The 20,320-nt window shown below is 72.9% G+C and carries 23 protein-coding genes; 9 read left to right on the top strand and 14 right to left on the bottom strand.

What is annotated here, in order from left to right; genetic code table 11:
• Nucleotides 1-61 precede the first annotated feature (61 nt).
• Together arsB and ACZ7MF_RS01615 are read right to left on the bottom strand one after the other, a co-directional pair.
• Entirely contained in the window at nucleotides 62-1,171 is a 1,110-nt protein-coding gene (gene arsB / locus ACZ7MF_RS01620; RefSeq protein WP_471473891.1) for an ACR3 family arsenite efflux transporter, read from the bottom strand.
• Nucleotides 1,168-1,476 carry an ArsR/SmtB family transcription factor gene (locus ACZ7MF_RS01615; protein WP_471473889.1) on the bottom strand — a complete coding sequence of 103 codons (309 nt, stop codon included), beginning with the start codon at nucleotides 1,474-1,476 and terminating at the stop codon, nucleotides 1,168-1,170. The genes arsB and ACZ7MF_RS01615 overlap by 4 nt, the downstream gene beginning before the upstream one ends.
• A 95-nt stretch (nucleotides 1,477-1,571) precedes the next feature.
• Here ACZ7MF_RS01615 and ACZ7MF_RS01610 point away from each other — a divergent pair, with 95 nt between their 5' ends.
• The gene (locus ACZ7MF_RS01610; RefSeq protein WP_471473888.1) at nucleotides 1,572-2,003 is read left to right on the top strand and encodes an arsenate reductase ArsC; all 432 of its coding nucleotides are present in this window, start codon (nucleotides 1,572-1,574) and stop codon (nucleotides 2,001-2,003) included.
• On the opposite strand, the gene ACZ7MF_RS01605 is transcribed toward ACZ7MF_RS01610, so the two are convergent.
• Nucleotides 1,972-2,361 carry a hypothetical protein gene (locus tag ACZ7MF_RS01605; protein ID WP_471473887.1) on the bottom strand — a complete coding sequence of 130 codons (390 nt, stop codon included), beginning with the start codon at nucleotides 2,359-2,361 and terminating at the stop codon, nucleotides 1,972-1,974. The two genes, ACZ7MF_RS01610 and ACZ7MF_RS01605, sit on opposite strands and share 32 nt — an antisense overlap.
• A gap of 78 nt (nucleotides 2,362-2,439) precedes the next feature.
• On the opposite strand from ACZ7MF_RS01605, the gene ACZ7MF_RS01600 reads away from it, so the two are divergent.
• Nucleotides 2,440-2,841, top strand: a complete 402-nt coding sequence (locus tag ACZ7MF_RS01600) for a DUF6153 family protein (RefSeq protein ID WP_471473886.1) — start codon at nucleotides 2,440-2,442, stop codon at nucleotides 2,839-2,841.
• Between the two features lie 121 nt (nucleotides 2,842-2,962).
• Complete coding sequence (locus ACZ7MF_RS01595) at nucleotides 2,963-3,616, top strand: DUF305 domain-containing protein (protein WP_471473885.1); 654 nt, start codon at nucleotides 2,963-2,965, stop codon at nucleotides 3,614-3,616.
• An 85-nt stretch (nucleotides 3,617-3,701) separates the two neighbouring features.
• Here ACZ7MF_RS01595 and ACZ7MF_RS01590 read toward each other — a convergent pair whose 3' ends face one another.
• The 5 genes from ACZ7MF_RS01590 to ACZ7MF_RS01570 all read right to left on the bottom strand — a co-directional run bounded on the left by ACZ7MF_RS01590 (nucleotide 3,702) and on the right by ACZ7MF_RS01570 (nucleotide 8,730).
• Nucleotides 3,702-4,388 carry a response regulator gene (locus ACZ7MF_RS01590; RefSeq protein ID WP_471473884.1) on the bottom strand — a complete coding sequence of 229 codons (687 nt, stop codon included), beginning with the start codon at nucleotides 4,386-4,388 and terminating at the stop codon, nucleotides 3,702-3,704.
• 2 nt (nucleotides 4,389-4,390) lie between these two features.
• On the bottom strand, nucleotides 4,391-5,545 hold the full coding sequence (locus tag ACZ7MF_RS01585; protein WP_471473883.1) for a sensor histidine kinase: 1,155 nt from the start codon (nucleotides 5,543-5,545) through the stop codon (nucleotides 4,391-4,393).
• Nucleotides 5,546-5,575: 30 nt separating this feature from the next.
• Nucleotides 5,576-6,367, bottom strand: coding sequence for a hypothetical protein (locus tag ACZ7MF_RS01580; protein ID WP_471473882.1), 792 nt, complete (start codon nucleotides 6,365-6,367; stop codon nucleotides 5,576-5,578).
• A gap of 129 nt (nucleotides 6,368-6,496) precedes the next feature.
• The gene (locus ACZ7MF_RS01575) at nucleotides 6,497-8,080 is read right to left on the bottom strand and encodes an oxidoreductase (protein WP_471473880.1); all 1,584 of its coding nucleotides are present in this window, start codon (nucleotides 8,078-8,080) and stop codon (nucleotides 6,497-6,499) included.
• A gap of 62 nt (nucleotides 8,081-8,142) precedes the next feature.
• Nucleotides 8,143-8,730, bottom strand: a complete 588-nt coding sequence (locus tag ACZ7MF_RS01570; RefSeq protein WP_471473879.1) for a hypothetical protein — start codon at nucleotides 8,728-8,730, stop codon at nucleotides 8,143-8,145.
• 154 nt (nucleotides 8,731-8,884) lie between these two features.
• Here ACZ7MF_RS01570 and ACZ7MF_RS01565 point away from each other — a divergent pair, with 154 nt between their 5' ends.
• The 3 genes from ACZ7MF_RS01565 to ACZ7MF_RS01555 are packed head-to-tail and all read left to right on the top strand — an operon-like array spanning nucleotide 8,885 to nucleotide 11,148.
• Complete coding sequence (locus ACZ7MF_RS01565; RefSeq protein WP_471473878.1) at nucleotides 8,885-9,535, top strand: TetR/AcrR family transcriptional regulator; 651 nt, start codon at nucleotides 8,885-8,887, stop codon at nucleotides 9,533-9,535.
• Nucleotides 9,536-9,580: 45 nt separating this feature from the next.
• Nucleotides 9,581-9,988, top strand: coding sequence for a YciI family protein (locus tag ACZ7MF_RS01560; protein WP_471473877.1), 408 nt, complete (start codon nucleotides 9,581-9,583; stop codon nucleotides 9,986-9,988).
• Between the two features lie 8 nt (nucleotides 9,989-9,996).
• Complete coding sequence (locus tag ACZ7MF_RS01555) at nucleotides 9,997-11,148, top strand: RNA polymerase sigma factor (RefSeq protein WP_471473876.1); 1,152 nt, start codon at nucleotides 9,997-9,999, stop codon at nucleotides 11,146-11,148.
• On the opposite strand, the gene ACZ7MF_RS01550 is transcribed toward ACZ7MF_RS01555, so the two are convergent.
• The 3 genes from ACZ7MF_RS01550 to ACZ7MF_RS01540 form a co-directional block, all read right to left on the bottom strand.
• Nucleotides 11,120-12,682 carry an MFS transporter gene (locus ACZ7MF_RS01550; RefSeq protein ID WP_471475165.1) on the bottom strand — a complete coding sequence of 521 codons (1,563 nt, stop codon included), beginning with the start codon at nucleotides 12,680-12,682 and terminating at the stop codon, nucleotides 11,120-11,122. The two genes, ACZ7MF_RS01555 and ACZ7MF_RS01550, sit on opposite strands and share 29 nt — an antisense overlap.
• 153 nt (nucleotides 12,683-12,835) lie before the next feature.
• The gene (locus tag ACZ7MF_RS01545; protein WP_471473874.1) at nucleotides 12,836-13,921 is read right to left on the bottom strand and encodes a PP2C family protein-serine/threonine phosphatase; all 1,086 of its coding nucleotides are present in this window, start codon (nucleotides 13,919-13,921) and stop codon (nucleotides 12,836-12,838) included.
• A gap of 170 nt (nucleotides 13,922-14,091) precedes the next feature.
• The gene (locus tag ACZ7MF_RS01540) at nucleotides 14,092-15,309 is read right to left on the bottom strand and encodes an MFS transporter (protein ID WP_471473873.1); all 1,218 of its coding nucleotides are present in this window, start codon (nucleotides 15,307-15,309) and stop codon (nucleotides 14,092-14,094) included.
• Between the two features lie 88 nt (nucleotides 15,310-15,397).
• Between ACZ7MF_RS01540 and ACZ7MF_RS01535 the strand changes: the two genes are divergently transcribed.
• The 3 genes from ACZ7MF_RS01535 to ACZ7MF_RS01525 are packed head-to-tail and all read left to right on the top strand — an operon-like array spanning nucleotide 15,398 to nucleotide 17,847.
• Nucleotides 15,398-16,381 carry an ArsR/SmtB family transcription factor gene (locus tag ACZ7MF_RS01535; protein WP_471475163.1) on the top strand — a complete coding sequence of 328 codons (984 nt, stop codon included), beginning with the start codon at nucleotides 15,398-15,400 and terminating at the stop codon, nucleotides 16,379-16,381.
• Between the two features lie 10 nt (nucleotides 16,382-16,391).
• On the top strand, nucleotides 16,392-16,913 hold the full coding sequence (locus ACZ7MF_RS01530) for a glutathione peroxidase (RefSeq protein WP_471473872.1): 522 nt from the start codon (nucleotides 16,392-16,394) through the stop codon (nucleotides 16,911-16,913).
• Nucleotides 16,914-16,968: 55 nt separating this feature from the next.
• Nucleotides 16,969-17,847: a MerR family transcriptional regulator gene (locus ACZ7MF_RS01525; RefSeq protein WP_471473871.1), complete on the top strand. Its 879-nt coding sequence runs from the start codon at nucleotides 16,969-16,971 to the stop codon at nucleotides 17,845-17,847.
• A gap of 111 nt (nucleotides 17,848-17,958) precedes the next feature.
• Here ACZ7MF_RS01525 and ACZ7MF_RS01520 read toward each other — a convergent pair whose 3' ends face one another.
• The 3 genes from ACZ7MF_RS01520 to ACZ7MF_RS01510 form a co-directional block, all read right to left on the bottom strand.
• Nucleotides 17,959-18,150 carry a DUF397 domain-containing protein gene (locus ACZ7MF_RS01520; RefSeq protein ID WP_007388670.1) on the bottom strand — a complete coding sequence of 64 codons (192 nt, stop codon included), beginning with the start codon at nucleotides 18,148-18,150 and terminating at the stop codon, nucleotides 17,959-17,961.
• Between the two features lie 174 nt (nucleotides 18,151-18,324).
• The gene (locus tag ACZ7MF_RS01515; RefSeq protein ID WP_471473869.1) at nucleotides 18,325-19,182 is read right to left on the bottom strand and encodes a helix-turn-helix domain-containing protein; all 858 of its coding nucleotides are present in this window, start codon (nucleotides 19,180-19,182) and stop codon (nucleotides 18,325-18,327) included.
• Nucleotides 19,183-19,505: 323 nt separating this feature from the next.
• Nucleotides 19,506-20,264, bottom strand: a complete 759-nt coding sequence (locus ACZ7MF_RS01510) for a GOLPH3/VPS74 family protein (protein ID WP_007388668.1) — start codon at nucleotides 20,262-20,264, stop codon at nucleotides 19,506-19,508.
• Nucleotides 20,265-20,320 lie beyond the last annotated feature (56 nt).

Genomic DNA, 20,320 nt, shown 5'->3' with positions numbered 1-20,320 from the left:
ATGGCCGCCATGCCCGACCTGCGCGGCTGGCCGCCGGTCTCCTCCATCCCCGCCCGCCTGGTCACGGGGTCGTCGTCACCGCGTCGGACGCGAATCTGCTTCGCCAGGCGAGCGCGACGTGGACGAGACCGATCAGCACCGGGACCTCGATGAGCGGGCCGACGACTCCGGACAGCGCCTGGCCGGAGGTGACGCCGAAGGTCGCGATGGCGACCGCGATGGCCAGTTCGAAGTTGTTGCCCGCCGCCGTGAAGGCGAGGGTCGTGGTGCGGTCGTAGGCCAGGCCGAGGCCCTTGCCGAGGAGGAAGGTGCCGAAGAACATGACCGCGAAGTACACCAGCAGCGGCAGCGCGATGCGGGCCACGTCCAGGGGCTGGGAGGTGATGGTCCCGCCCTGGAGGGCGAAGAGGACGACGATCGTGAACAGCAGCCCGTACAGCGCCCAGGGGCCGATCTTCGGCAGGAAGCGGGACTCGTAGCCCTCCCGGCCCATCTTCTTCTCGCCGATCCGGCGGGTCAGGAAGCCGGCCAGCAGCGGGACGCCGAGGAAGACGACCACGTTGAAGGCGATCTCCCACATCGAGATGTCCAGGTGCTCGCCGTCGCCGAGGCCGAGCCAGCCGGGCAGCAGGTCGAGGTAGAACCAGCCCAGCAGGCCGAACGCCAGGACCTGGAAGACCGAGTTGAGCGCGACGAGCACGGCCGCGGCCTCGCGGTCGCCGCAGGCGAGGTCGTTCCAGATGATCACCATGGCGATGCAGCGGGCCAGGCCCACGACGATCAGTCCGGTGCGGTACTCGGGGAGGTCCGGCAGGAAGATCCATGCCAGCGCGAACATCACCGCCGGACCGAGCAGCCAGTTGACGACCAGGGAGGAGATCATCAGCCGCCGGTCGCCGGTGACCGCGTCCAGCCGGTCGTAGCGGACCTTCGCCAGGACCGGGTACATCATGATCAGCAGACCGAGGGCGATGGGCAGGGAGATGCCGCCGATCTCCACCTTCGCCAGCGCGTCGTCCAGTCCGGGGATCACCCGCCCGAGGCCGAGGCCGACGGCCATCGCGATGAGGATCCACACCGCCAGGTAGCGGTCGAGGGTGGAGAGCTTCTTGACGATCGAGTCGTCGCCGCCCCCGGCCTGCGCGGAGGTGACGGGCTCGGTGGAGGTCACGGGCAGGCCCTCTTGTTCTCGGCGGCGGTGCGGGCGGAGGCGGCGAGTTCGGCGAACTGCCCGGAAAGACCGGCCAGGACCTCGGGCTTGAGCTTGTAGTAGGTGAAGCGGCCGCAGGGCTCGGTCTCCACGATCCCGGCCTCGCGCAGCACCTTCATGTGGTTGGAGAGGTTGGTCTGCCTGGCTCCGGTCTCCTCGACCAGGTGCGTCGTGCAGAGCGTCTCGCGCGCCAGGAGGGTCACGATCCGAAGGCGCAGCGGATCACCGAGCGCCCGGATCACATCAGGATCGACTGAAGTCAGCATGCGCTGATATTCTCACATCACTGCTCGCTGATACCAGCGAGGGCTGAAGTCATCGGCGGCCGCGTTCCGCCGTGCGACGAGAGAGAACGACCACCATGGCCGACAAGCCGTCCGTCCTGTTCGTCTGCGTACACAACGCCGGCCGCTCCCAGATGGCCGCGGCCTGGCTGGCCCACCTGGCCGGCGACCGCGTCGAGGTCCGCTCCGCCGGCTCCGCCCCCGGCGATCGGGTCAACCCGGCCGCCGTCGAGGCGATGGCCGAGGTCGGCATCGACATCGCCAAGGAGACGCCGAAGATCCTCACCGTCGACGCGGTCCGCGAGTCGGACGTCTGCATCACCATGGGCTGCGGCGACACCTGCCCCGTCTTCCCCGGCAAGCGCTACCTCGACTGGAAGCTCGACGACCCGGCCGGCCAGGGCGTGGAGGCCGTCCGCCCCATCCGCGACGAGATCAAGACCCTGGTCGAAGGACTGATCGCCGAGATCGCCCCGGTCAGGCGTCAGGGTCGACTTCGGGGTGCGTGAACCGCAGGGGCTTGCCCAGCGACCGGGCGTAGGCGATTTCGGCCCGGGTGCTGTCCCCGATGTAGTCGCCGACCACGAGCACCTCGTCGGCGAGCCGGATCTTCGCCCGGTGCAGCTCGTCGAGTCGAGCCTTCAGCGCCTCGGCCTCTACGGGGTCGGACCAGAGCGGGTGCGGCGACTTCAGGTCACAGCCCGGTTTGACGACGATCCTTCCGGCTTCGGTCTCCCGCAGATCGGCCTCGGCCATCTCGGCCATGAAGCGGGTGGAGCCGCAGATCACGACGATGCGCGGGAGGCTCAGCCGCTTCTTCGCGTCGGCGAGCGTCTCCTCGGGGGTGGGCGGTCGCGGGTGTGACACCGGTTCCTCCAGGTGGTGTTCGCGTGACCTGATGGTCTCTTACGAGGGCGCGCCAAGGGAGGCCCGTACGATGAGCGCGTGACCAGGAGCACCCGATCCAGCAGCCGTCCGGCCGGGCGGCTGTTCGTGCTGCTGGTGCTGGCGGTGCTGGCCGGTGTGCTGGGCATGCACGGCCTCGCCCCCGGTGCGATGCCGCCGGGTCAGGCGGGTACTGCTCACGGGATGGTGACGACCGCGGCGGACGGCGTTCCGCACGTGGACGGGGAATGCACGCACCCGGACGGCGGATCGGGCCACCTCGATCATGCCGACGGGACGTGTGCGGCGGCCGGCACCGGTTCGGCGTACACGCCGCCCGCGCTGACCGGCGCCCTGCCGGACGCGCCCGCGGACCCCACGCCCGCCGGGGCGTTCCCGGGGGCGCCGCACGACGGCCGGGCTCCGCCCGACCTCTCCGAGCTGCAACTCCTGCGGATATAGAGCGGCCCGCCCGGCTCCCGTGCGCCCGGCTCTCGCCGGTGACGGGTGCCGTGCTTGCGCGCCCATACATCCGTTCCCACCGCGTGCCGCGCGACGGCGCGCGTCAAGGAGTTGCACCACCATGATCCGCAAGCGTTTCCTCCTGCGCCGCACTGCCGTTGCGGCCGCCGCGGGCGCGGCAGCACTGGTTCTGGCCGCCTGTGGCGGCAGCGGCGACGACGGCTCGGCCGGGCACGGCGGCCGCGCCGCCACCACATCCCCCTCCGCCCCGGCATCGGCGTCGGCCTCGGCGTCACAGGGGCAGCACAACGCCGCCGACGTCACCTTCGCGAAGGGGATGATCCCCCACCACCGCCAGGCCGTCGAGATGGCCGACCTCGCCCCCGGCCGTGCGCGGTCGGCCGAGGTGAGGAAGCTCGCCGCCGACATCAAGAAGGCCCAGGACCCGGAGATCAGGACGCTCTCCGGCTGGCTGACCTCGTGGGGCGAGGACGTGCCCGCCGAGGGTGCCATGGACCACTCCATGCACGACATGGGCGGCACGGGCGGCATGATGACGGCCGAGGAGATGACCGGGCTCGCGGACGCCTCGGGCAAGGCCTTCGACACCGCGTTCACGGAGCTGATGATCAGGCATCACGAAGGCGCGGTCGAGATGGCGAGGACCGAGCAGGCCGACGGTGCCTACGGACCGGCCAAGAGGATGGCCGGAGAGATCATCGACTCGCAGAGCGCGGAGATCGAGCAGATGAACGCACTGCTCGGCAAGGGCTGACCGCACCGAGCCGGTGCGGGGCGGGCGCCGAAGGCGTCGGCCCCGCACCGGGCCCGCGCCCGCCCCAGGGGATCCGGCCACGGGCTCATGCCCCGCGCCGTCCCTCGCCCACCAGCCCGGTCTCGTAGGCGACGATCACGAGCTGGGCGCGGTCGCGTGCGCGCAGCTTGGCGAGGAGGCGGCCGACGTGGGTCTTGACCGTGGCCAGGCTCAGATGGAGGTGCTCCGCGATCTCCGTGTTGGACAGACCCCGTGCGATCAGCCCGAGCACCTCCGCCTCCCGGTCGGTGACCCCCTCCAGTGAGCGGTGGGGCGGACGGGCGGGCTCCGGGCGGCGGGCGAACTCCGCGATCAGGCGGCGGGTCACCGAGGGGGCCAGCAGCGCCTCGCCCGCGGCGACGACGCCGATCGCGGTGAGGACGTCGGCGGGCGGGGTGTCCTTGAGCAGGAAGCCGGCGGCGCCGGCGCGCAGGGCTGCGTAGACGTACTCGTCCAGGTCGAAGGTGGTGAGGATGAGGACGCGGGCGGCGGACAGGGCCGGGTCCGAGCAGATCTGCCGGGTCGCCCCGATGCCGTCGAGGACCGGCATGCGTACGTCCATCAGCACGACGTCCGGCCGTTCGCGGCGGGTCAGCTCGACGGCCTCCGCTCCGTTCGCGGCCTCGCCCACGGCCGTCAGGCCGGGGGTGTGGTCGACGAGGACCCGAAAGCTGCCGCGCACCATCGCCTGGTCGTCGGCGATCAGTACCCGGACCGGGGTCGCGTCGGTCATGGTCATCGGTTCCCTTCGGTGGGCAGACGGACGGACACCGCGAAGCCGCCCTCCGGCCGGGGGCCCGCCTCGAAGCTGCCGCCGTACATCGTCGTCCGTTCGCGTATGCCCAGGAGGCCGTGTCCGCCCGGCGGTTCGCGGGTCTGCCGCCCGGGTCCGGGCGGGGGTCCCTCGTCGGCGACGTCGATGCGGATCTCCCCCGCGTCCGCCTCCACCGTGACCCGGCAGCGGGTCGGGGCGGCGTGCCGGATCGCGTTGGTGAGCGACTCCTGGACGATCCGGTAGACGGTCAGCTGTGTCCCCTCGGCCAGGTCCTCCCCGGCACGGACCGTCAGGGCGACGTCCACGCCCGCCCGGTGCGCCTGCGCCGCCAGCGTGTCGAGGCCGTCCAGGCCCGGGGCGGGGCCCATGGGCGCGCTGTCGGTCCGCAGTATGCCGAGCGTGCGCCGCATCTCCGCCAACGCCGAACGGCTGGTCTCCTCGATGACCTTGAGGGCGGTCCGCGCCTCCGCCGGGTCGGCCTGCGCCACGTGCCCGGCGACGCCCGCCTTGACGGCGATCATGCCGAGGTGGTGGGAGACGATGTCGTGCAGCTCGCGGGCGATCCGCAGGCGTTCCTCGTCCAGTGCCCGCTCCGCCCGGCGCCGCTGTTCCGCCGCGGCCGCGGCCCGGCGGCCGCGCACGGTGAACCCCACGCCCCAGGAGCCGGCGATCACCAGCAGCACGAGCCCGGCCACCCCGACGGCGCCCCGCGCGTCCTCGGCGGGAGTGACCACCGCCTCGCCGAGGTACACCGCGCCGCACGCCACCGGCAGCGTCACCGCGAGTGCGGGCACGGACCGGCGGGCGGGCTCGGCGAGTCCGACCAGGTAGGCCGCGAGCCCGGCGGCGGCGTACGGCTCGCGCGGGATGTCGAGGAGCGACGCCGTGGCCAGGGCGGCCAGCACGGTCACCAGGACCGCGAGCGGCCAACGGCGGCGTACGGCGACCGGCAGACCGACCGCGGCGGCGAGCAGGCAGCCGAGCCAGAACGGTCCCGTGAAGACGGGCTGGCCGTCGTCGGCGGTCAGCCGGGCGAAGCCCGCGTACACGGCGGTCAGGATCAGGGCCGCGCCGAGATCCAGGGCGTGGAGATGGTGCTGCCGCTTGCGCCTCATGGTCCGACCGTACGGGGGCGGCGGGTGCATTCAGCCGGCCTGTCCGAGCAGCATCATCAGTCCGAGGACCGCCAGGGTCAGCGGTACCCAGCGCAGCACCGCCGCCCGGCCGGGGCGGGGCGCCTCGGACAGCAGCGCCAGGCCCAGCGGCACCAGTGCGACGCACAGTCCGGCCAGGGCCACCAGCGACAGCGGGGTGGTCCCCTTCAGGACTCCGAGGGGCAGTGCCGCGGTGAGGGCGAGTGCGGCGGCGCGGACCGGGCCGAGCACCCGGGTGCGCCAGGCGCCGAGGGCGAGGACGATCCACCCGGCGAGGATGGCGAGGTTCAGCGCGCTGAAGACGTGGAAGGCGCCGTAGCCGGCCGAGACGGCTTCGGTGGCGGGCCCGGCGCCTCGGGAGCGCACCAGCTGGAAGGCCAGGTGGTCCACCCCGGCATGGAAGGCGCGGGCGAACAGCCCGGACATCGCCAGGACCCCGCCCCACAGGCCCCAGCCGGCGCTCCGCGCCCCGATCCGTCCGGCCAGCACCGCCACGGCGGGCCACAGCAGCAGGCTGCCCGCGGCGAACAGGCCGTACGCGGTGGCCATCGGGGTGGGGTGCCGCTCGTACGCGGAGAGCTGGTCGGGGAAGAAGAAAGGGACGCGGGCCCGCAGCAGCGCGCCGGCCAGCATCAGCAGGGGGCCCAGCACCATGGCGGTGCCGCCCACCCAGCGTCCGGGGAAGCCGGTGGCCCCCCACGGCGTCACGGGGAGCGCGGCACGCAGGCGGACACCGGTCGTCGTGTCCGGGGCGGCGGTCGTGGACGCGGTCGGATTCCTCATGCCGAGGACGATGCCTCCATCCGCCCCCGCGGGGCGTCGGACCAGGAGCTGAACCGGGGGGTCAGACCCGGGTATGACCCCGCCGCCGTGCCGCCGGATCGGGCTCCTGCCGGGGGGCGAGGGGCCGGGTCACTGTCGGCTCAGTGCGCGGGACGCCCCCGCGGTGACCGTCGTGGCCAGGATCCAGCCCGCCGTGATCAGGGCGTAGGACAGCCACTGGCCGGTGCCTCGTGGCGCGAAGGCGGGCTCCTGGCCGAAGGTGACGATCGGGACGAGGAGGTCGAGGGTGTAGAAGACGGCGTTGAAGGGCGGGGCCTTGGCCGCTTCGAGGGGGGCCGGGGTGTGTTGGGCGAAGTAGAGGGCTCCGCAGGCCAGCAGGGCCAGGAGCCACAGACCGGCGCGGAGGGGGCGGTAGCCGTAGCCGACGGAGACGTCCTGGACGTGGCCCCACAGGCGGGTGTGCGGGGGGAGGGTGGCACGGCGGTGGCGCTGTTTGGCCAGCAGGACCGTGCGGGCCTCGTCCTCGTGGCCGAGCCGCCGGTAGGCCGCCGCCAGTTGCTCGTACGGCTGGGGGAGGTAGTCGCCGGTGGTGCGTCGGATCCAGCGGACGCGTTCCGAGGCGGTGAGCGGGAACGCCAGGGTCTCGTACGTCGCGTCGGCCAGGCGGAGGTCGGTGGGCCAGGTGTCCTGGGCGTCGTACAGCGTGCCCAGCCGGGCGTTGCGGGCGTCCACCGCGTCGATCGGCCGGCGGGTGCGGAGGTCGGTTTCCCGGGCCTGGGTCGCCCTAAGGGACAGGGCGGTGCCGTCCTTGTGGGTCAGTTCGGCGTCGCGGAAGCTCAGTTCGGTGCCGACGCGGGTGCCGTCGAGCCGCACCGCGCCGTCGACCGTGAGTCCGAGACCCAGGTCGAAGTTGCGGTCGACCGTGACGTCCACCGCCTCCAGGGCGATGTCACCCGGGTTGCTCAGCCGGGCCCCGCAGAATCCGACGGCCGCCGCGACGGTGGCGCCGGAGAGGATGATCCGGCCCTCCGCGCTGAAGCCGGGGTGACAGGTGAAGTCCTCGGCGACACGGACGTGGTAGGCGTCCAGGGCGTTGCCGCCGGGGGCGCGGAGCGAGGCGCCCTCCAGGTCGAACTCGCCCTCTATGGAGGCGCCGGAGAGCCGGAACGTCCCCTCGACGTCCAGGTTCGCGCACAGCGCGTCGCCGCCCACCTGGGCGTGGACGGCCGGTATGGCCTCCCCGGTGGGGAAGCGGACCGCCGTGTCGCGCAGGTCCAGGTCGCCGTTGATCTGGGTGCGGGTGAGGACCAGGGGGCCCGTCAGGGTGCAGTGGGAGACGACCAGCCTCCCGTCGATCTGCGCCGTGTCGGCCACGAACCCGGGCAGGACGCATCCCGTCAGGGCCAGCTCGCGGGTCCGGGCTCCCTGGAACAACGGCGCTTCGTCGAAACGGCATTCGGCGAGGCGAACCGGTACGGCGACCTCCGTGAAGCCGAGATCCAGACGGCCCGTGAGGTGCGCACCGGTGAGCCGGAGAGCGGGGCGGTCGCCGGGGGTGTGGTCGGCGTTGGCGCCCAGCAGCAGGGCCGCCACGACCTCGGACCGGACCACCGGGTCCGAGGGTGCGGGATCGTCGCGGAGGTCGACGGGGCGGCCCTTGGGGAAGGCGTCCCACAACCGGCGTTCTTGGGCGTTGAGTTCGTCGAGGCGCACGAGTGACGATCTTCCCGGGGCAGGAGCGTGCCGGACAAGCCGTTTCGTCGCCGCGGTCCCCCTCAGGCCGAACCGCGTCCCGCGCGTCCCTCGCGTCCCCCGCGTCCCAGGCGCAGGGCGGAGACCAGGAAGAAGACGCCGCCGAGGAAGGCGTAGCCCGCGAGGCTGCTCAGCGAGGGGTCCTCGGCGCCGGCCTGCGTGACGAAGGAGAGGCCGGCGAGCGTGGAGATGGCGCCGCTGACGATCATCGGCCACTGTCCGCCCAGCCGGCGGCGGACGGCGCCCGCGACGAGCTGGACGATTCCCGCGGTGACCGCCCACGCGCCCCAGACCCGCAGGACGGCCGGGATGCCCGAGGTCGCGGCGAGGGCGAGGCCGAGGACGGTCACGGAGCTGATCGCGATGTTCGCGTACAGCGGCGTGGTGGGGCCGCCGTTCGCCCGCGCCGACCGGACGTCGACGACCGCGGCCGCCACGTCGAAGAGCGGATAGACCAGGAGCAGTGCCGTGCTCAGCGGGCCCAGCGCGTCGGCGGTGGTGAAGAGCAGGGCCGCCCACACGGCGGCGAACGCGAAGCGGACGAAGTACAGCTTCCGGAGCGTGACGGGGACGGGGACGCTGGCGGGCGGTGCGACGACGGCGGTGTCCACGGTGGGTGCCTTTCGGTGCGGCGGACGGAAGGGGCAGGGACGGAGCGGACCACCCGATGAGGTAGAACGTTCGGTCTCGTCATGCAGTCAACGGCCTCCTGCCTCCCCTGTCAAGACCGAACGTTCTACCTCGCCACCTTGATACGGTGGACGCATGAGCCCGAGCACGGAAGCCGCAGCCCGCACCCCCTCCGAAGCGCGAGCCCGGCTGCTCGGTACCGCCACGAGGATCTTCTACGCCGAGGGCATCCACTCGGTCGGCATCGACCGGATCACCGCGGAGGCGCAGGTCACCCGGGCCACGCTGTACCGGCACTTCGCGGGCAAGGAAGACCTCATCCTCGCCTACCTCGACCAGGCCGACCGGGGCATCCGGGCGCAGGTGACCGCGGCCAGGGACGGCAGTCCGTCCGCCGCCGGGCAGGTCCGGGCCGTCGCACGGTCCATCGTGGACGGGATCCGGTCCCCCGGTTTCCGCGGCTGCGCCTTTCTCAACGCCGTGGCCGAGTACCCGGACCCGGCCCACCCCGTGCACCGGGCCGTACTGGCCCACCGGCAGTGGTTCCTGGACACCGTCACGGAGCTGCTGGCGCAGGTCGGTGACGGTGACGGCGTCGCCGCGGGGCGGCACCTCGTCATGCTCCGGGACGGTGCGATGGCGGCCGGGTGCCTCTTCGACCCGGAGCTGATCTCCGAGACCTTCCTGCACGGCGTGGAAGGGGTCCTGAGAGACGTCTCGGAAAAAGTTTCCGCCCGGCCCGGCCACCGTGTCGAGAACGCGCGTCCCGCTCCGTCCCAGGGGTGAAGGCGGCCACAATGGGCCGCACCAGCACCGAGGAGACCACCCGTCATGGCCAAGTACCTGCTGCTCAAGCACTACCGAGGCGCCCCGGAAGCGGTCAACTCCGCGCCGATGGACCAGTGGACGCCCGAAGAGATCTCGGCCCACATGCAGTACATGCGGGACTTCGCGGACCGGCTCGAGAAGACCGGTGAGTTCGTCGACGGGCAGGCGCTCGCCCCCGAGGGGGCGTGGGTCCGGTACGACGGCGAGGGGAAGCCGCCGGTCACCGACGGGCCGTTCGCCGAGACCAAGGACCTCATCGCGGGCTGGATGGTGATCGACGTCGACAGCTACGAGCGCGCCGTCGAGCTGGCCGGGGAGCTGTCCGCCGCCCCGGGCGCGGGCGGGAAGCCGATCCACGAGTGGCTGGAGCTGCGTCCGTTCCTGACCGCTTCCCCGACCGTCACGGACTGACCCGGCCGATGGACGAGGCCCTGATCAGGAGCCTCACGCCCGGCGTGCTGACCGTTCTCGTCCGCCGCGGAGCCGACTTCGCGGCGGCCGAGGACGCGGTCCAGGACGCGCTGGTCGAGGCGGTCCGCGGATGGCCGGCCGACCCGCCGCGGGACCCGAAGGGCTGGCTGGTCACGGTCGCCTGGCGGCGGTTCCTGGACGCGACCCGCGCCGACACCGCCCGCCGGCGGCGCGAGGACCGCGTCGAGGAGGAACCGGCGCCCGGCCGGGCCCCGGACGTGGACGACACGCTCCAGCTCTACTTCCTGTGCGCGCATCCGTCCCTGACGCCGTCCTCCGCGGTCGCGCTGACCCTGCGCGCCGTCGGCGGGCTGACCACCCGGCAGATCGCCCAGGCCTACCTGGTGCCCGAGGCGACGATGGCGCAGCGGATCAGCCGGGCCAAGCGCACCGTGTCCGGGGTCCGGTTCGACCGGCCCGGTGACGTCGCCACCGTGCTGCGCGTCCTCTACCTCGTCTTCAACGAGGGCTACTCCGGTGACGTCGACCTCGCCGCCGAAGCCGTCCGGCTCACCCGGCAGCTCGCGGCCTCGGTCGACCACCCGGAGGTCGCCGGGCTGCTGGCGCTGATGCTGCTCCACCACGCGCGGCGGGCGGCCCGGACCGCGCCCGACGGGAGTCTGGTGCCGCTCGCCGAACAGGACCGCGGCCGGTGGGACACCGCGTCGATCGCGGAGGGCGTGCGGATCCTTCAGGCGGCGCTCGCCCGGGACCGGCTGGGCGAGTTCCAGGCCCAGGCCGCGATCGCCGCCCTGCACGCCGACGCGCCCACCGCCGGGGAGACCGACTGGGTGCAGATCGTGGAGTGGTACGACGAGCTCGCGCGCCTGACCGACAACCCCGTCGTCCGGCTCAACCGCGCGGTCGCCGTAGGGGAGGCCGACGGGCCGCGCGCCGGTCTGGCGGCGCTCGCGGCGCTGGACGACACGCTGCCCCGCCACACCGCCGTGGCGGCGTACCTGCACGAGCGCGACGGCGACCTGGACACGGCCGCGCGGCTGTACGCCGAGGCGGCCCACAAGGCACCCGGGCTGGCCGAGCGCGACCACCTGACCCGCCAGGCGGCCCGCCTCAACTCCCGTCGCCGTGAGCGCCGGTGACCGGGGCGCGCGAACCGGGCTCCCCTGGCGCCGCCGCGTTCACGCCGTCCGGCCGGCCGCCCGGGTGCCGCAGGGCGCAGAAGTAGCCGATCGCGAGGACGACGGCCATGCCGTAGAAGACCCACTGGTTGGCCTCGGCGAAGTCGAGGCGGATGGCGGGCATCGCGTCCCGCATGGCCGTCGCGGTCGGGCCGTCGCCCGTCGGGGTGCGGGCGTCCGCGTTGCCGGTGATCGCCTCCGTGACGTCCCGGGCCATGGAGTGCCGCCCGTCCGACGGCACTCCGCGCGCACCGAGGGTCTCCTCGACCCGGTCGGTCATGCGGTGCGTCAGCATGGTGCCGAAGACGGCCAGGCCGACGCTGGCGGCGTAGTTGCGGACGGTCTGGGTGATGCCGGTGACCTCGCCGTAGGAGGAGTCGATCGAGCGGTTGACGGCGTCCGTCGACGCGGGGGCGAGGATGAAGCCGATGCCCGCGCCGGCGAGCGCGACGTAGGGCCACTGGTCGTGCATGGACAGGTCGGTGAGCTTGCCGGCCCACAGCGCGAAGCCGACGGCGCCCAGCGCGCAGCCGATCCGCAGCGCCGGGCGGGCGCCCCGCTTGTCGAGGATGCGGCCGCCCCACTGGGAGGCGATGGCGAACCCGGCGAAGAAGTACAGCAGGTACAGGGCGGCCTGGTTGGGTGAGGCGCTGAGCGAGACCTGGGCGTAGACCGAGGCGAAGAAGAACAGCGGGACGAACGCCAGCATGGCGAAGAAGAGCACCAGCGCGTCCACCGTGAAGGCACGGTCGCGGAAGACCGCGAGGTTGACCAGGGGGTGGCGGGTGCGCAGTTCGTAGCGGCAGAAGACGTAGAGGATCGCGAGGCCGCCCGCGATGCAGACCAAGGTCGCCGCGTTGTCCCAGCCCCAGGCCGCCGACTGCTGGAAGCCGAGCACGCTCAGGCCCATGCCGGCGACGATCAGCAGCGCCCCCTTCACGTCCAGCGACTCCTCGCGCCGTCGGTCCGGGATGCCGGCCAGCGCCGTCAGGACCAGCGCCGCGATCGCCACCGGGACGTTGACCCAGAAGATCGCCCGCCAGGTCCACGCGGTCAACCAGCCGCCGAGCAGCGGGCCCACGGCGGTCAGGGCGCCGGTGAGGCCGAAGAACAGGGCGAGCGCGCGGCCCCTTCGCTCCACCGGGAACACGGCGACGACCACGGCGAGCGCGGCCGGGAAGAGCAGCGCGGCGCCCAGGCCCTGGGTGGCGCGGAAGACGATCAGCCAGGTCAGCGCGTAGTCGCCGGAGGGCACGCAGCCGCACAGGACCGAGGAGACGACGAAGACCAGGGTGCCGATGACGACCACGCGGCGTGGGCCCCACAGGTCCGCCAGGCGTCCGCCCAGGGCGAAGAAGGCGGCCAGGGCCAGCAGGTAGGCGTTGATCACCCACTGCATGCCGGAGGCCGACAGGCCCAGTTCGGAGACGATGTCGGGGGCCGCGATCGAGACGATTGTCTGGTCGATGAACGTCATCGCCACCGCGAACATCATGGCGGCGAGGGCCAGCGACTGGGAGGGAGGACGGCGACCGGCACCGGGCGTGCTCGGGTCCCGCTTCGGCTGCGTTCCGCTCACCCGGCCAGTCTGCGTCCGCTCCGGTGACCGCGCATCCGGGCGCCGGCGCGGCACGTCACGCCGCCACGCCTAGGCGCTCGGCGCGACGCCGGACCCTCTCTGGTAACGCAGCAGCAGCATCGCCGCGTCGTCGTGGTGGGGTCCCGCCGCGTGCCGGACCAGGTCCTCGCGCAGGGCGTCCAGGGCATGGTGGATGTCGGGGTCCTTCAGGAGGTGGGCGCGCTCGGCGAGCGGGTAGAAGCCGCCCCGCTCGTCCCGGGCCTCCGTGACGCCGTCGGTGTAGAGGAGCAGTTGGTCGCCGGGGCGGAAGGGCACCGGGAAGGGGTCGGGGCCGGGCCCGCCGTGCGCGGCCAGGCCCAGCGGGAGGGCGTACGCGGGCGGCTCCGGGAAGTCGGAGGTGCCGTCGCCGTGGACGAGCAGCGGCGCCGGGTGGCCGTAGTTCAGGAGGACGACCCGGTGGTCGTGGCCGATCTCGGCGAGGATCGCGGTCACGAACTTCTCGTCCTCCTGCTCCCGGGCGACGCTGCGCTCGAGCCGTTCGCCGAGTCCGACCAGGTCCTTCTCGTCGTACGCCGCCTCCCGGAAGGCGCCGAGGACCCGGGCGGCGGTCTCCACCGCGGCCAGCCCCTTGCCCTGGACGTCGCCCACGATCACCCGGACACCGTGCGGCGAGGCCACCACCTCGTACAGGTCGCCGCCGATCCGGGCCTCGGCGAGGGCCGAGGTGTACGACACCGCCGCGTGCAGCGGGCCCGCGGTCAGCGGCACCGGGCGCAGCAGGACCCGCTGGGCCGCCTCCGCGATCGAGCGCACGCTGGCCAGCTCCGCCTCGCGGCGCGAGCGCATCACGGCCGCCGCGATGCCGACGCCGGTCACACCGGCCACCGAGAGCATGGCGGTGTAGCCGCGGGGGCGGTCGAAGAGCCCGTTGTACATGCCGAGGCCGACGCAGAGCAGCAGCGCGGCCAGTCCGATCACCGCGGTGCGCCGCCAGCCGCCGACCAGTCCGGCGAAGGCCGGGCCCAGCGACACCAGCGGCAGCAGACCCACCCCGGGGCCCATCGTGAGGTCCACGACGGCGACCACGGCCATGGCGGCGACGGGCATCAAGGACAGCACCACCGCGGAACCGGGCGTCGGCTTCTTCACGGTCATGACTACTCCGGTGTCGCAGCGCTCAAGAGCCGCCCTCTCCCTGTCCTCAGGCGTCCTCCCCAGCCTCCCACCCTAGGCAAGGGGCGGTGCGCGCAGGAGTTTCCGGACGGTCCTTAACCCAATCGAGGCCGAGTCGCACCCGCTGGACCACACGTCACGCGGACCGCGCCTCACGCGGACCGCACCGCCGCCCTGGTCGGCAGCAGTCCGCCGTCGGGTGCGCCCCGCCGGCTCGCCGCCGTCAGCGTGAGCGTCACCGTGAGCGAGGCGAGCGCCATCACGGACATGGCCGTCGCCGGTGAGGTGAACTGGGCCACCGTGCCCGCGAGGACCGCGGCGAGGCCCTGCAGGGTGAGCATCCCGGCGGAGTGCAGCCCGAGGGCGTGCCCGGAGAGTTCGTCGGGGGTCAGGGCGACCAGGCGCTCCTGCTGCACCAGGCTCGCGCCGAAGCCCACCGACGCCAGGCCGACCAGTACGGCCGTCAACGGCAGCGGCGGACGCAGGAAGAGGACGAGGTACGGAGCGGCCAGCAGCGCCAGGAGCGGGACGCCGAGCCGTGGGCGCAGCCGGGCGGGCAGCAGCCGGCCGACCGTCACGTCCCCGGCGAGCATGCCCAGCGCCCCGCAGGCGAACAGGGTGCCCGCGGCGCGCGGGTCGTAGGAGACGAAGAGCGACTCGCAGCCCACGACGAGGCCGTTGGGGATCCACAGCGCCAGGTACACGTGGCGGCGTGGACGGGCCGACCAGAGCAGGGCGTTGGCACGCCAGGTGGCCCGGACGGAGGGGCGGCCGGAGACCCGGGGCGGACGGCGGGTCAGGCGCAGGGCGAGGGCGGCCGACGTGCCGTACAGACCGGCCGCGAGCAGCAGGCACAGGCGCGGCGACAGCAGGGTCACCAGGACGCCGCCGGTCGCGTATCCGGCGATCTGCATGAGGCCGCTCATCATGTTGAAGAGCGAACGCCCGGTCAGGTAGCCGTCCTTGGCGAGGATCTCGGTCAGCAGGCCCCAGCGGACCCCGCCGCCGAGCGAGGCGATCAGCCCCTCGACGAGGACGATGACGAGCATCGCCCACACCGGCAGGCCGGGCAGCGCGAGGGCCGCGGTGGCGGCGGCGAAGGAGAGCGAGAGCCCCGCCAGCGTCGCGCGGGGCGGCAGCCGGTCGGCGCCGGAGAGGAAGAAGGTGGCGCCCAGCACCTGGGCGAGCGCCGGGCCGAACATGCTGACCGCGGACAGCAGCGGCGATTCCGTCGCCCGGAACACCAGGGTGCCGAGCGCGAGCCCGCTCACCGTCTGGGCGGCGATGTTGGCGGAGGAGGAGAGGAAGAGGGGGCTGAACTCGGGGGTGCGGAAGAGGTCCGCGTAGGTCCTGCGGGGTGTGTCCGGCATGCGGGGAGTGTGGGGTGGGCGGAGGACCGGCCGTTATTGTTTCGCGTGGACGCGAAAGGTCATGAGCGGCGCGGAGGGCGACGACGGTATGGGCTGGTGGGAGATCAACGCCGACACCCTCGCGCGCGGCCGTTTCGTCGTGTCCCCGCTCGACGAGACCCTCGCCTGTCTGAAGATGCTGCACGCGGGCGTGGCCGGGCATCCCGGTGAGCGGGCCTGGCTCGACACCCACCGGCCCGCCCATCTGCGCCGCATGGCGGCCGACCCGGTGACCGCGCTGCTGGTGGCCTCGGGCCTGGGCCGGGAGTGGAACGCCGACTTCCTCACGCCCACCCCGGCCGAGGGCCGGAGCTTCGCGGAGGGCGTCGCGCACATCCGGGCGACCCGCCCCGAGGTGGCGCGCGCCGACCTGGCCGTCTCCCTGGGAGGCACGCTCCCGGCGGCCCTGGACCGCGACGACCTGCCGGAGCGGGCCGCCGCGCTCCTCGAGGAGGTCTGGGCCGAGGCGGTACGGCCGGACTGGGACCGGCGCCGCCGGGTGCTGGAGGCGGACGTCGTCGCGCGGACCGCGCAGGTGAGCCGGGGCGGCTGGGCGACGGTGCTGGACGACCTGCGGCCCGGCACCCGCTGGCTGGGCGACAACCGGCTCCAGATCAACCTGAACCCGTACCCGCCGCGCGAGCTGTCCGGGGCCGAGCTGCTCCTCGTGCCGATCACCGCGCAGCGGCACGGCTGGGTGGCCTGGGAGGAACCGGAACGGTACGCGATGGTCTACCCGTGCGCGGGCACCCTCGCGGACGACGGCGCCCGGCGCGTGCCCGCCGCCCTCGGCGCGCTGCTCGGCCCGGCCCGCGCGGGCGTGCTGACGCTGCTCGGCACCCCCATGAGCACCAGCCAGCTGGTCGGCGTGACCGGGCAGGGCCTCGGGTCGGTCGGACGGCATCTGCGGGTGCTGTTCGACGCGGGCCTTGTGGAGCGGCGCCGCGCGGGCCGCTCGGTGCTGTACTCGCGGACACCGGCCGGTGAGGTGCTCGTGGAGGCGGGCGCCGGGAGCGGTACGGGGCCGGACTAGCATCCGTTCCATGACGACCTCACCGAACACGCGGAACGACGACAGCCTTCCCCTCGACGTCGAGATCGGCGCCCTCCAGGGCGGGACCGCGGACCTCTCCCAGTACGCCGGCCGGGTCGTGCTGGTGGTCAACGTGGCCTCCAAGTGCGGGCTCACCCCGCAGTACGCCGGCCTTGAGCGACTGCACGAGCGGTACGCGGAGCAGGGGTTCACCGTGCTGGGCGTGCCCTGCAACCAGTTCATGGGCCAGGAGCCGGGCAACGCCGGCGAGATCGCCGAGTTCTGCTCGGCGACGTACGGGGTCACCTTCCCGATGACCGAGAAGGCCGAGGTCAACGGCGAGGGCCGGCATCCGCTGTACGACCGGCTGACCGGCTTCGCGGACGCCGAGGGCCACAGCGGGGACATCCGCTGGAACTTCGAGAAGTTCCTGATCGGGCGGGACGGCAAGGTCGCCGCCCGCTTCTCGCCGCAGACCGAGCCGGAGGCGGCCGAGGTCCTGGCGGCCGTCGAGGAACGCCTCGCCGGTTGACCTTGCCCCTGGGGGAAGCCCGAGCGTCCTCGTCACCGGGCGGAACAGCCGCCCGGTGACGGAGGATGACGGCGTGGACGAGGCGCGCGAGGACGAGTTGCTGACCATCGGCGTGTTCGCCGCGCGGGCCCGGCTGTCTGCCAAGGCACTACGGCTGTACGACCGGCTGGGTCTGCTGGCGCCCGCCCACGTGGACGGCGCGACCGGCTACCGCTACTACCGCGCCGGGCAGGCCGAGAGCGCCCGGCTGGTGGCACTGCTGCGCCGGCTGGACATGCCGCTCGCGCGGATCGCCGAGGTGGTCCACGCGGACGGCCACCGGGCCGCCGGTCTGCTCGACGCCTACTGGGCGGACGTGGAGGCCCGGGTGGCCGGGCAGCGCACGCTCGCCGAGTACCTCCGTGCACGGCTGACGGGAAAGGACTCCGAGGTGTACGGAAAGTTCGTGGTCGAGACGGTGGACGTGCCCGAGCAGGTGGTGATCAGCGAGAGCCGGCACGTGCTGGCGGACGAGCTGCCCACGTGGATCGGTGCCTCGCTGGGGCGTCTGGAGGAGGCGGCCCGGGGCTGCGGGGGTGTGACGGCGGCGCCGTTCGTCGCCTACCACTCGGACGTGTCGACGGAGAGCGACGGCCCGGCCGAGTCCTGCGTGCCGGTCGCCGACGAGGCGGCGGCGCGGGCGTGGTGCGAGGAGCGGGGACGGGCCTGGCAGACGCGGGTGCGGGTGGAACCGGCCGGACGGCTGGCCTACACCCGGATCACCAAGGCCCAGGTGGCGTATCCGCAGATCCTGGCCGCCTTCGGGGCGGTGGAGGAGTGGATCGCCGCGCAGGGCCTGACGGTGACGGGGCCCTGCCGGGAGGTGTACTTCGCCGACTGGCAGTCCGCGGGCCCCGAGGACCCGGTGTGCGACGTGGCGTTCCCGGTGAGCTGAGCTGAGCTGAACCGGGCCGGCGGGCGCCCTCTCGGCAAGGTCGGCGAACTGGTCGAGAGGGCTCCGTCGGTGGTACCCGTCGGTGGTACCGGCGGCTGATGCGCGGCGGCGCTACTCCTTGACCGAGGTCACGAAGGTGTTCCACGCGTCGGCGGGGAACGCGAGGACCGGTCCGCCGGTCACCTTGGAGTCGCGGACGGCGAGCGCCGCCACGACCGGTGACCGGACTTCGACGCACGCGCCGTTTCCTCCGGAGTAGGAGGACTTGGTCCACGATTCCTGGGCGCCCTGAAGAATTGCCATGTCTGCTCCGATGGCGAGTCGCGAGTGTGGTTTACGCCAATGACGTTTGATCTTTGGCGTGATCGACGCTACTCGCTGGCCTTCCCGTACGGAGCAGCCATTCACTCGACCGGATGGCATCTTCCAGGCGAGTCTTCCTGTACATCGCGGCAGGGGTGTACCATGCCGCACCCCTCAGCGTGCGTACTCCTTCGCCACGTCCTCGATGCGCTGCCGCGACTGCTCCACGTTCAGGGCCTGGGCCCGCAGATGCTCGTACATCACCGTGTACTTCTGCACGTCCGGCGCCTTCTCCAGGTACAGGTCGCTGGTCACGCCCTCGATGTACACCACGCTGGAGTCGGCCGTGTCCGCGAACTCCAGGATGGAGTACTGGCCGTTGATGCCGGGGTGCGCCCCGACGTCGAAGGGCAGCACCTGCACGGTGATGTGCGGCAGCTGCGACATCTCGGCGACGTGCTCCAGCTGCTCCCGCATCACCTGCCTGCTGCCCACCACCCGGCGCAGGCTGGCCTCGTCGAGGACCACCCACAGCCGCAGCGGGTTGTGGTCGGCGGAGATGCGCTCCTGCCGCCGTATGCGGACCTGCACCCGTTTCTCCACGTCGGCGACGGACGTCTCGGGCAACGCGCCCTGGATGAGGGCCTCGGCGTAGGGCCGGGTCTGCAACAGGCCGGTGATGATCTGCGGTTCGTAGGTCCGCAGCGACTCCGCGTCGGTCTCCAGGCCGATGTAGACGCTGTACGGGATGTCCCCGAAGGCGTGCCACCAGCCCTGCTGGCGCGAGTCCTTCGCCATCTGCATCAGCGAGTCGACGATCCGCTGGTCCTCGACCTCGTACACCCCGCACAGGTCACGGACGTCCCGCTGGCTGATGCTGCGCCGGCCGTTCTCCAGGCGGCTGATCTTCGACTGCGAGACCAGCAGCCGCTCGGCGACCTCCTCGGCCGTCATGCCCTTGAGCTCACGGAGCCGGCGCAGCTCCTGGCCCAGCCGACGCCGCCTTACGGTGGGATTGACACTCGACGCCACGGGACGTGCACCTCCGGCTGCGTGACTCGTACTTGCCACTTTGCGTATCTGCTGCTGAGCAGACTGCCACCAAGGTGCTTTCTACCGCTGGGAAACGGTCGATATGCGCCGCGTACACGCCAGTTCGGGGCGCCACCCCCGCATGCGGCCGCGTGGGGTGGCGGAACCTTTCCGCGGTCCGGGTGGGCCGGACGTGCGGTCGGTTCCGCCGCCCCACGCGGACCTGCGGCTCCCGTGACCGGGCTTGGGGACTGAGGGTGCGGCGGTGCTGTGGTGCGGTTGTGCGGTGCGGTGCGGTGCGGTTGTGCGGTGCGCTCGTCGGGCTAGTGGGCCACCGCCCGCGCCATGGATCCGTGGCGCGGTTGCGCCGGAACGCCGCGGGCGGGTTCCGGGGCGGGCCTGGCCCCCGGTCCCGGGGCCTGGCGGCCGGCCGGGGCCGGACTGCGGCGTGGCTGTGCCGCAGCGCCGTTCTGGACGTCCATCACCGCGTGCGCCACCAGACCGCCCATGGGGTCGTGCCTGATGAGGTCCCGCAGCCGGGACCGCGACGAGCGTCCTTCGTTGCCCGGGTAGAGGTGCTTGCCGAGTCCGACCGCGTGGGCCAGCGCGGCGAGCGCCGCGGTCCGCGGGTCCGGCGGGACGCCGGTGCGGATCGCAGAGTCCAGCCGGGCCTTGATCTCCCTGCTGATCGCCGTGTCCGTCGCCTGGTAGCGAGTCGTCGGCAGCACCCCGCACATCTGGCCCTCCACGGCATGCACCATGCCGCATCGTTCCAGATGCGAGAGATAGGTCTGGCGCAGCCCCAGGCGGGGCCCGCCGATCCAGTTGACCGCCCGTACGGGAGCGCCACGCCTTCGCAGCAACTCCAACGCGCAGTCCAGTGTTGGATCTCCTGTCGGCCGTGGGGCCACCACGGCGATACGATCCCCGTCTGGGGCTATACGTCCGGCCAGCGCCAGCTCCACCAGCTGTGCTCCGGCCAGACCGAGGTCGAGCGACTGCGGCTGTGCGGTGGTACCCGTGGTCGGGTCCAACGCCAGCAGCAGAAGCTCCTCCGGAAGTGTTCTGCGGCTCCTGCCCATCCATGCCTCCCCGCGTGGATGACAGACAGGGTGACCCCTCTCACATTGGTCTGTCG

The sequence above is a fragment of the Streptomyces sp. NPDC111628 genome (assembly GCF_055635195.1).
Note: the sequence above shows the minus strand (reverse complement) of the source record. Positions and strands in the feature narration are given on the sequence as shown.

Coding starts and splice junctions, on each gene's coding strand:
- ACZ7MF_RS01590 (WP_471473884.1), bottom strand. CDS start 4,388: ATGACCGACGCGACCCCGGTCCGGGTACTGATCGCCGACGACCAGGCG.
- ACZ7MF_RS01595 (WP_471473885.1), top strand. CDS start 2,963: ATGATCCGCAAGCGTTTCCTCCTGCGCCGCACTGCCGTTGCGGCCGCC.
- ACZ7MF_RS01540 (WP_471473873.1), bottom strand. CDS start 15,309: ATGCCGGACACACCCCGCAGGACCTACGCGGACCTCTTCCGCACCCCC.
- ACZ7MF_RS01535 (WP_471475163.1), top strand. CDS start 15,398: ATGGGCTGGTGGGAGATCAACGCCGACACCCTCGCGCGCGGCCGTTTC.
- ACZ7MF_RS01545 (WP_471473874.1), bottom strand. CDS start 13,921: ATGACCGTGAAGAAGCCGACGCCCGGTTCCGCGGTGGTGCTGTCCTTG.
- ACZ7MF_RS01565 (WP_471473878.1), top strand. CDS start 8,885: ATGAGCCCGAGCACGGAAGCCGCAGCCCGCACCCCCTCCGAAGCGCGA.
- ACZ7MF_RS01555 (WP_471473876.1), top strand. CDS start 9,997: ATGGACGAGGCCCTGATCAGGAGCCTCACGCCCGGCGTGCTGACCGTT.
- ACZ7MF_RS01530 (WP_471473872.1), top strand. CDS start 16,392: ATGACGACCTCACCGAACACGCGGAACGACGACAGCCTTCCCCTCGAC.
- ACZ7MF_RS01520 (WP_007388670.1), bottom strand. CDS start 18,150: ATGGCAATTCTTCAGGGCGCCCAGGAATCGTGGACCAAGTCCTCCTAC.
- ACZ7MF_RS01560 (WP_471473877.1), top strand. CDS start 9,581: ATGGCCAAGTACCTGCTGCTCAAGCACTACCGAGGCGCCCCGGAAGCG.
- ACZ7MF_RS01510 (WP_007388668.1), bottom strand. CDS start 20,264: ATGGGCAGGAGCCGCAGAACACTTCCGGAGGAGCTTCTGCTGCTGGCG.
- ACZ7MF_RS01610 (WP_471473888.1), top strand. CDS start 1,572: ATGGCCGACAAGCCGTCCGTCCTGTTCGTCTGCGTACACAACGCCGGC.
- ACZ7MF_RS01615 (WP_471473889.1), bottom strand. CDS start 1,476: ATGCTGACTTCAGTCGATCCTGATGTGATCCGGGCGCTCGGTGATCCG.
- ACZ7MF_RS01585 (WP_471473883.1), bottom strand. CDS start 5,545: ATGAGGCGCAAGCGGCAGCACCATCTCCACGCCCTGGATCTCGGCGCG.
- ACZ7MF_RS01580 (WP_471473882.1), bottom strand. CDS start 6,367: ATGAGGAATCCGACCGCGTCCACGACCGCCGCCCCGGACACGACGACC.
- ACZ7MF_RS01550 (WP_471475165.1), bottom strand. CDS start 12,682: ATGATGTTCGCGGTGGCGATGACGTTCATCGACCAGACAATCGTCTCG.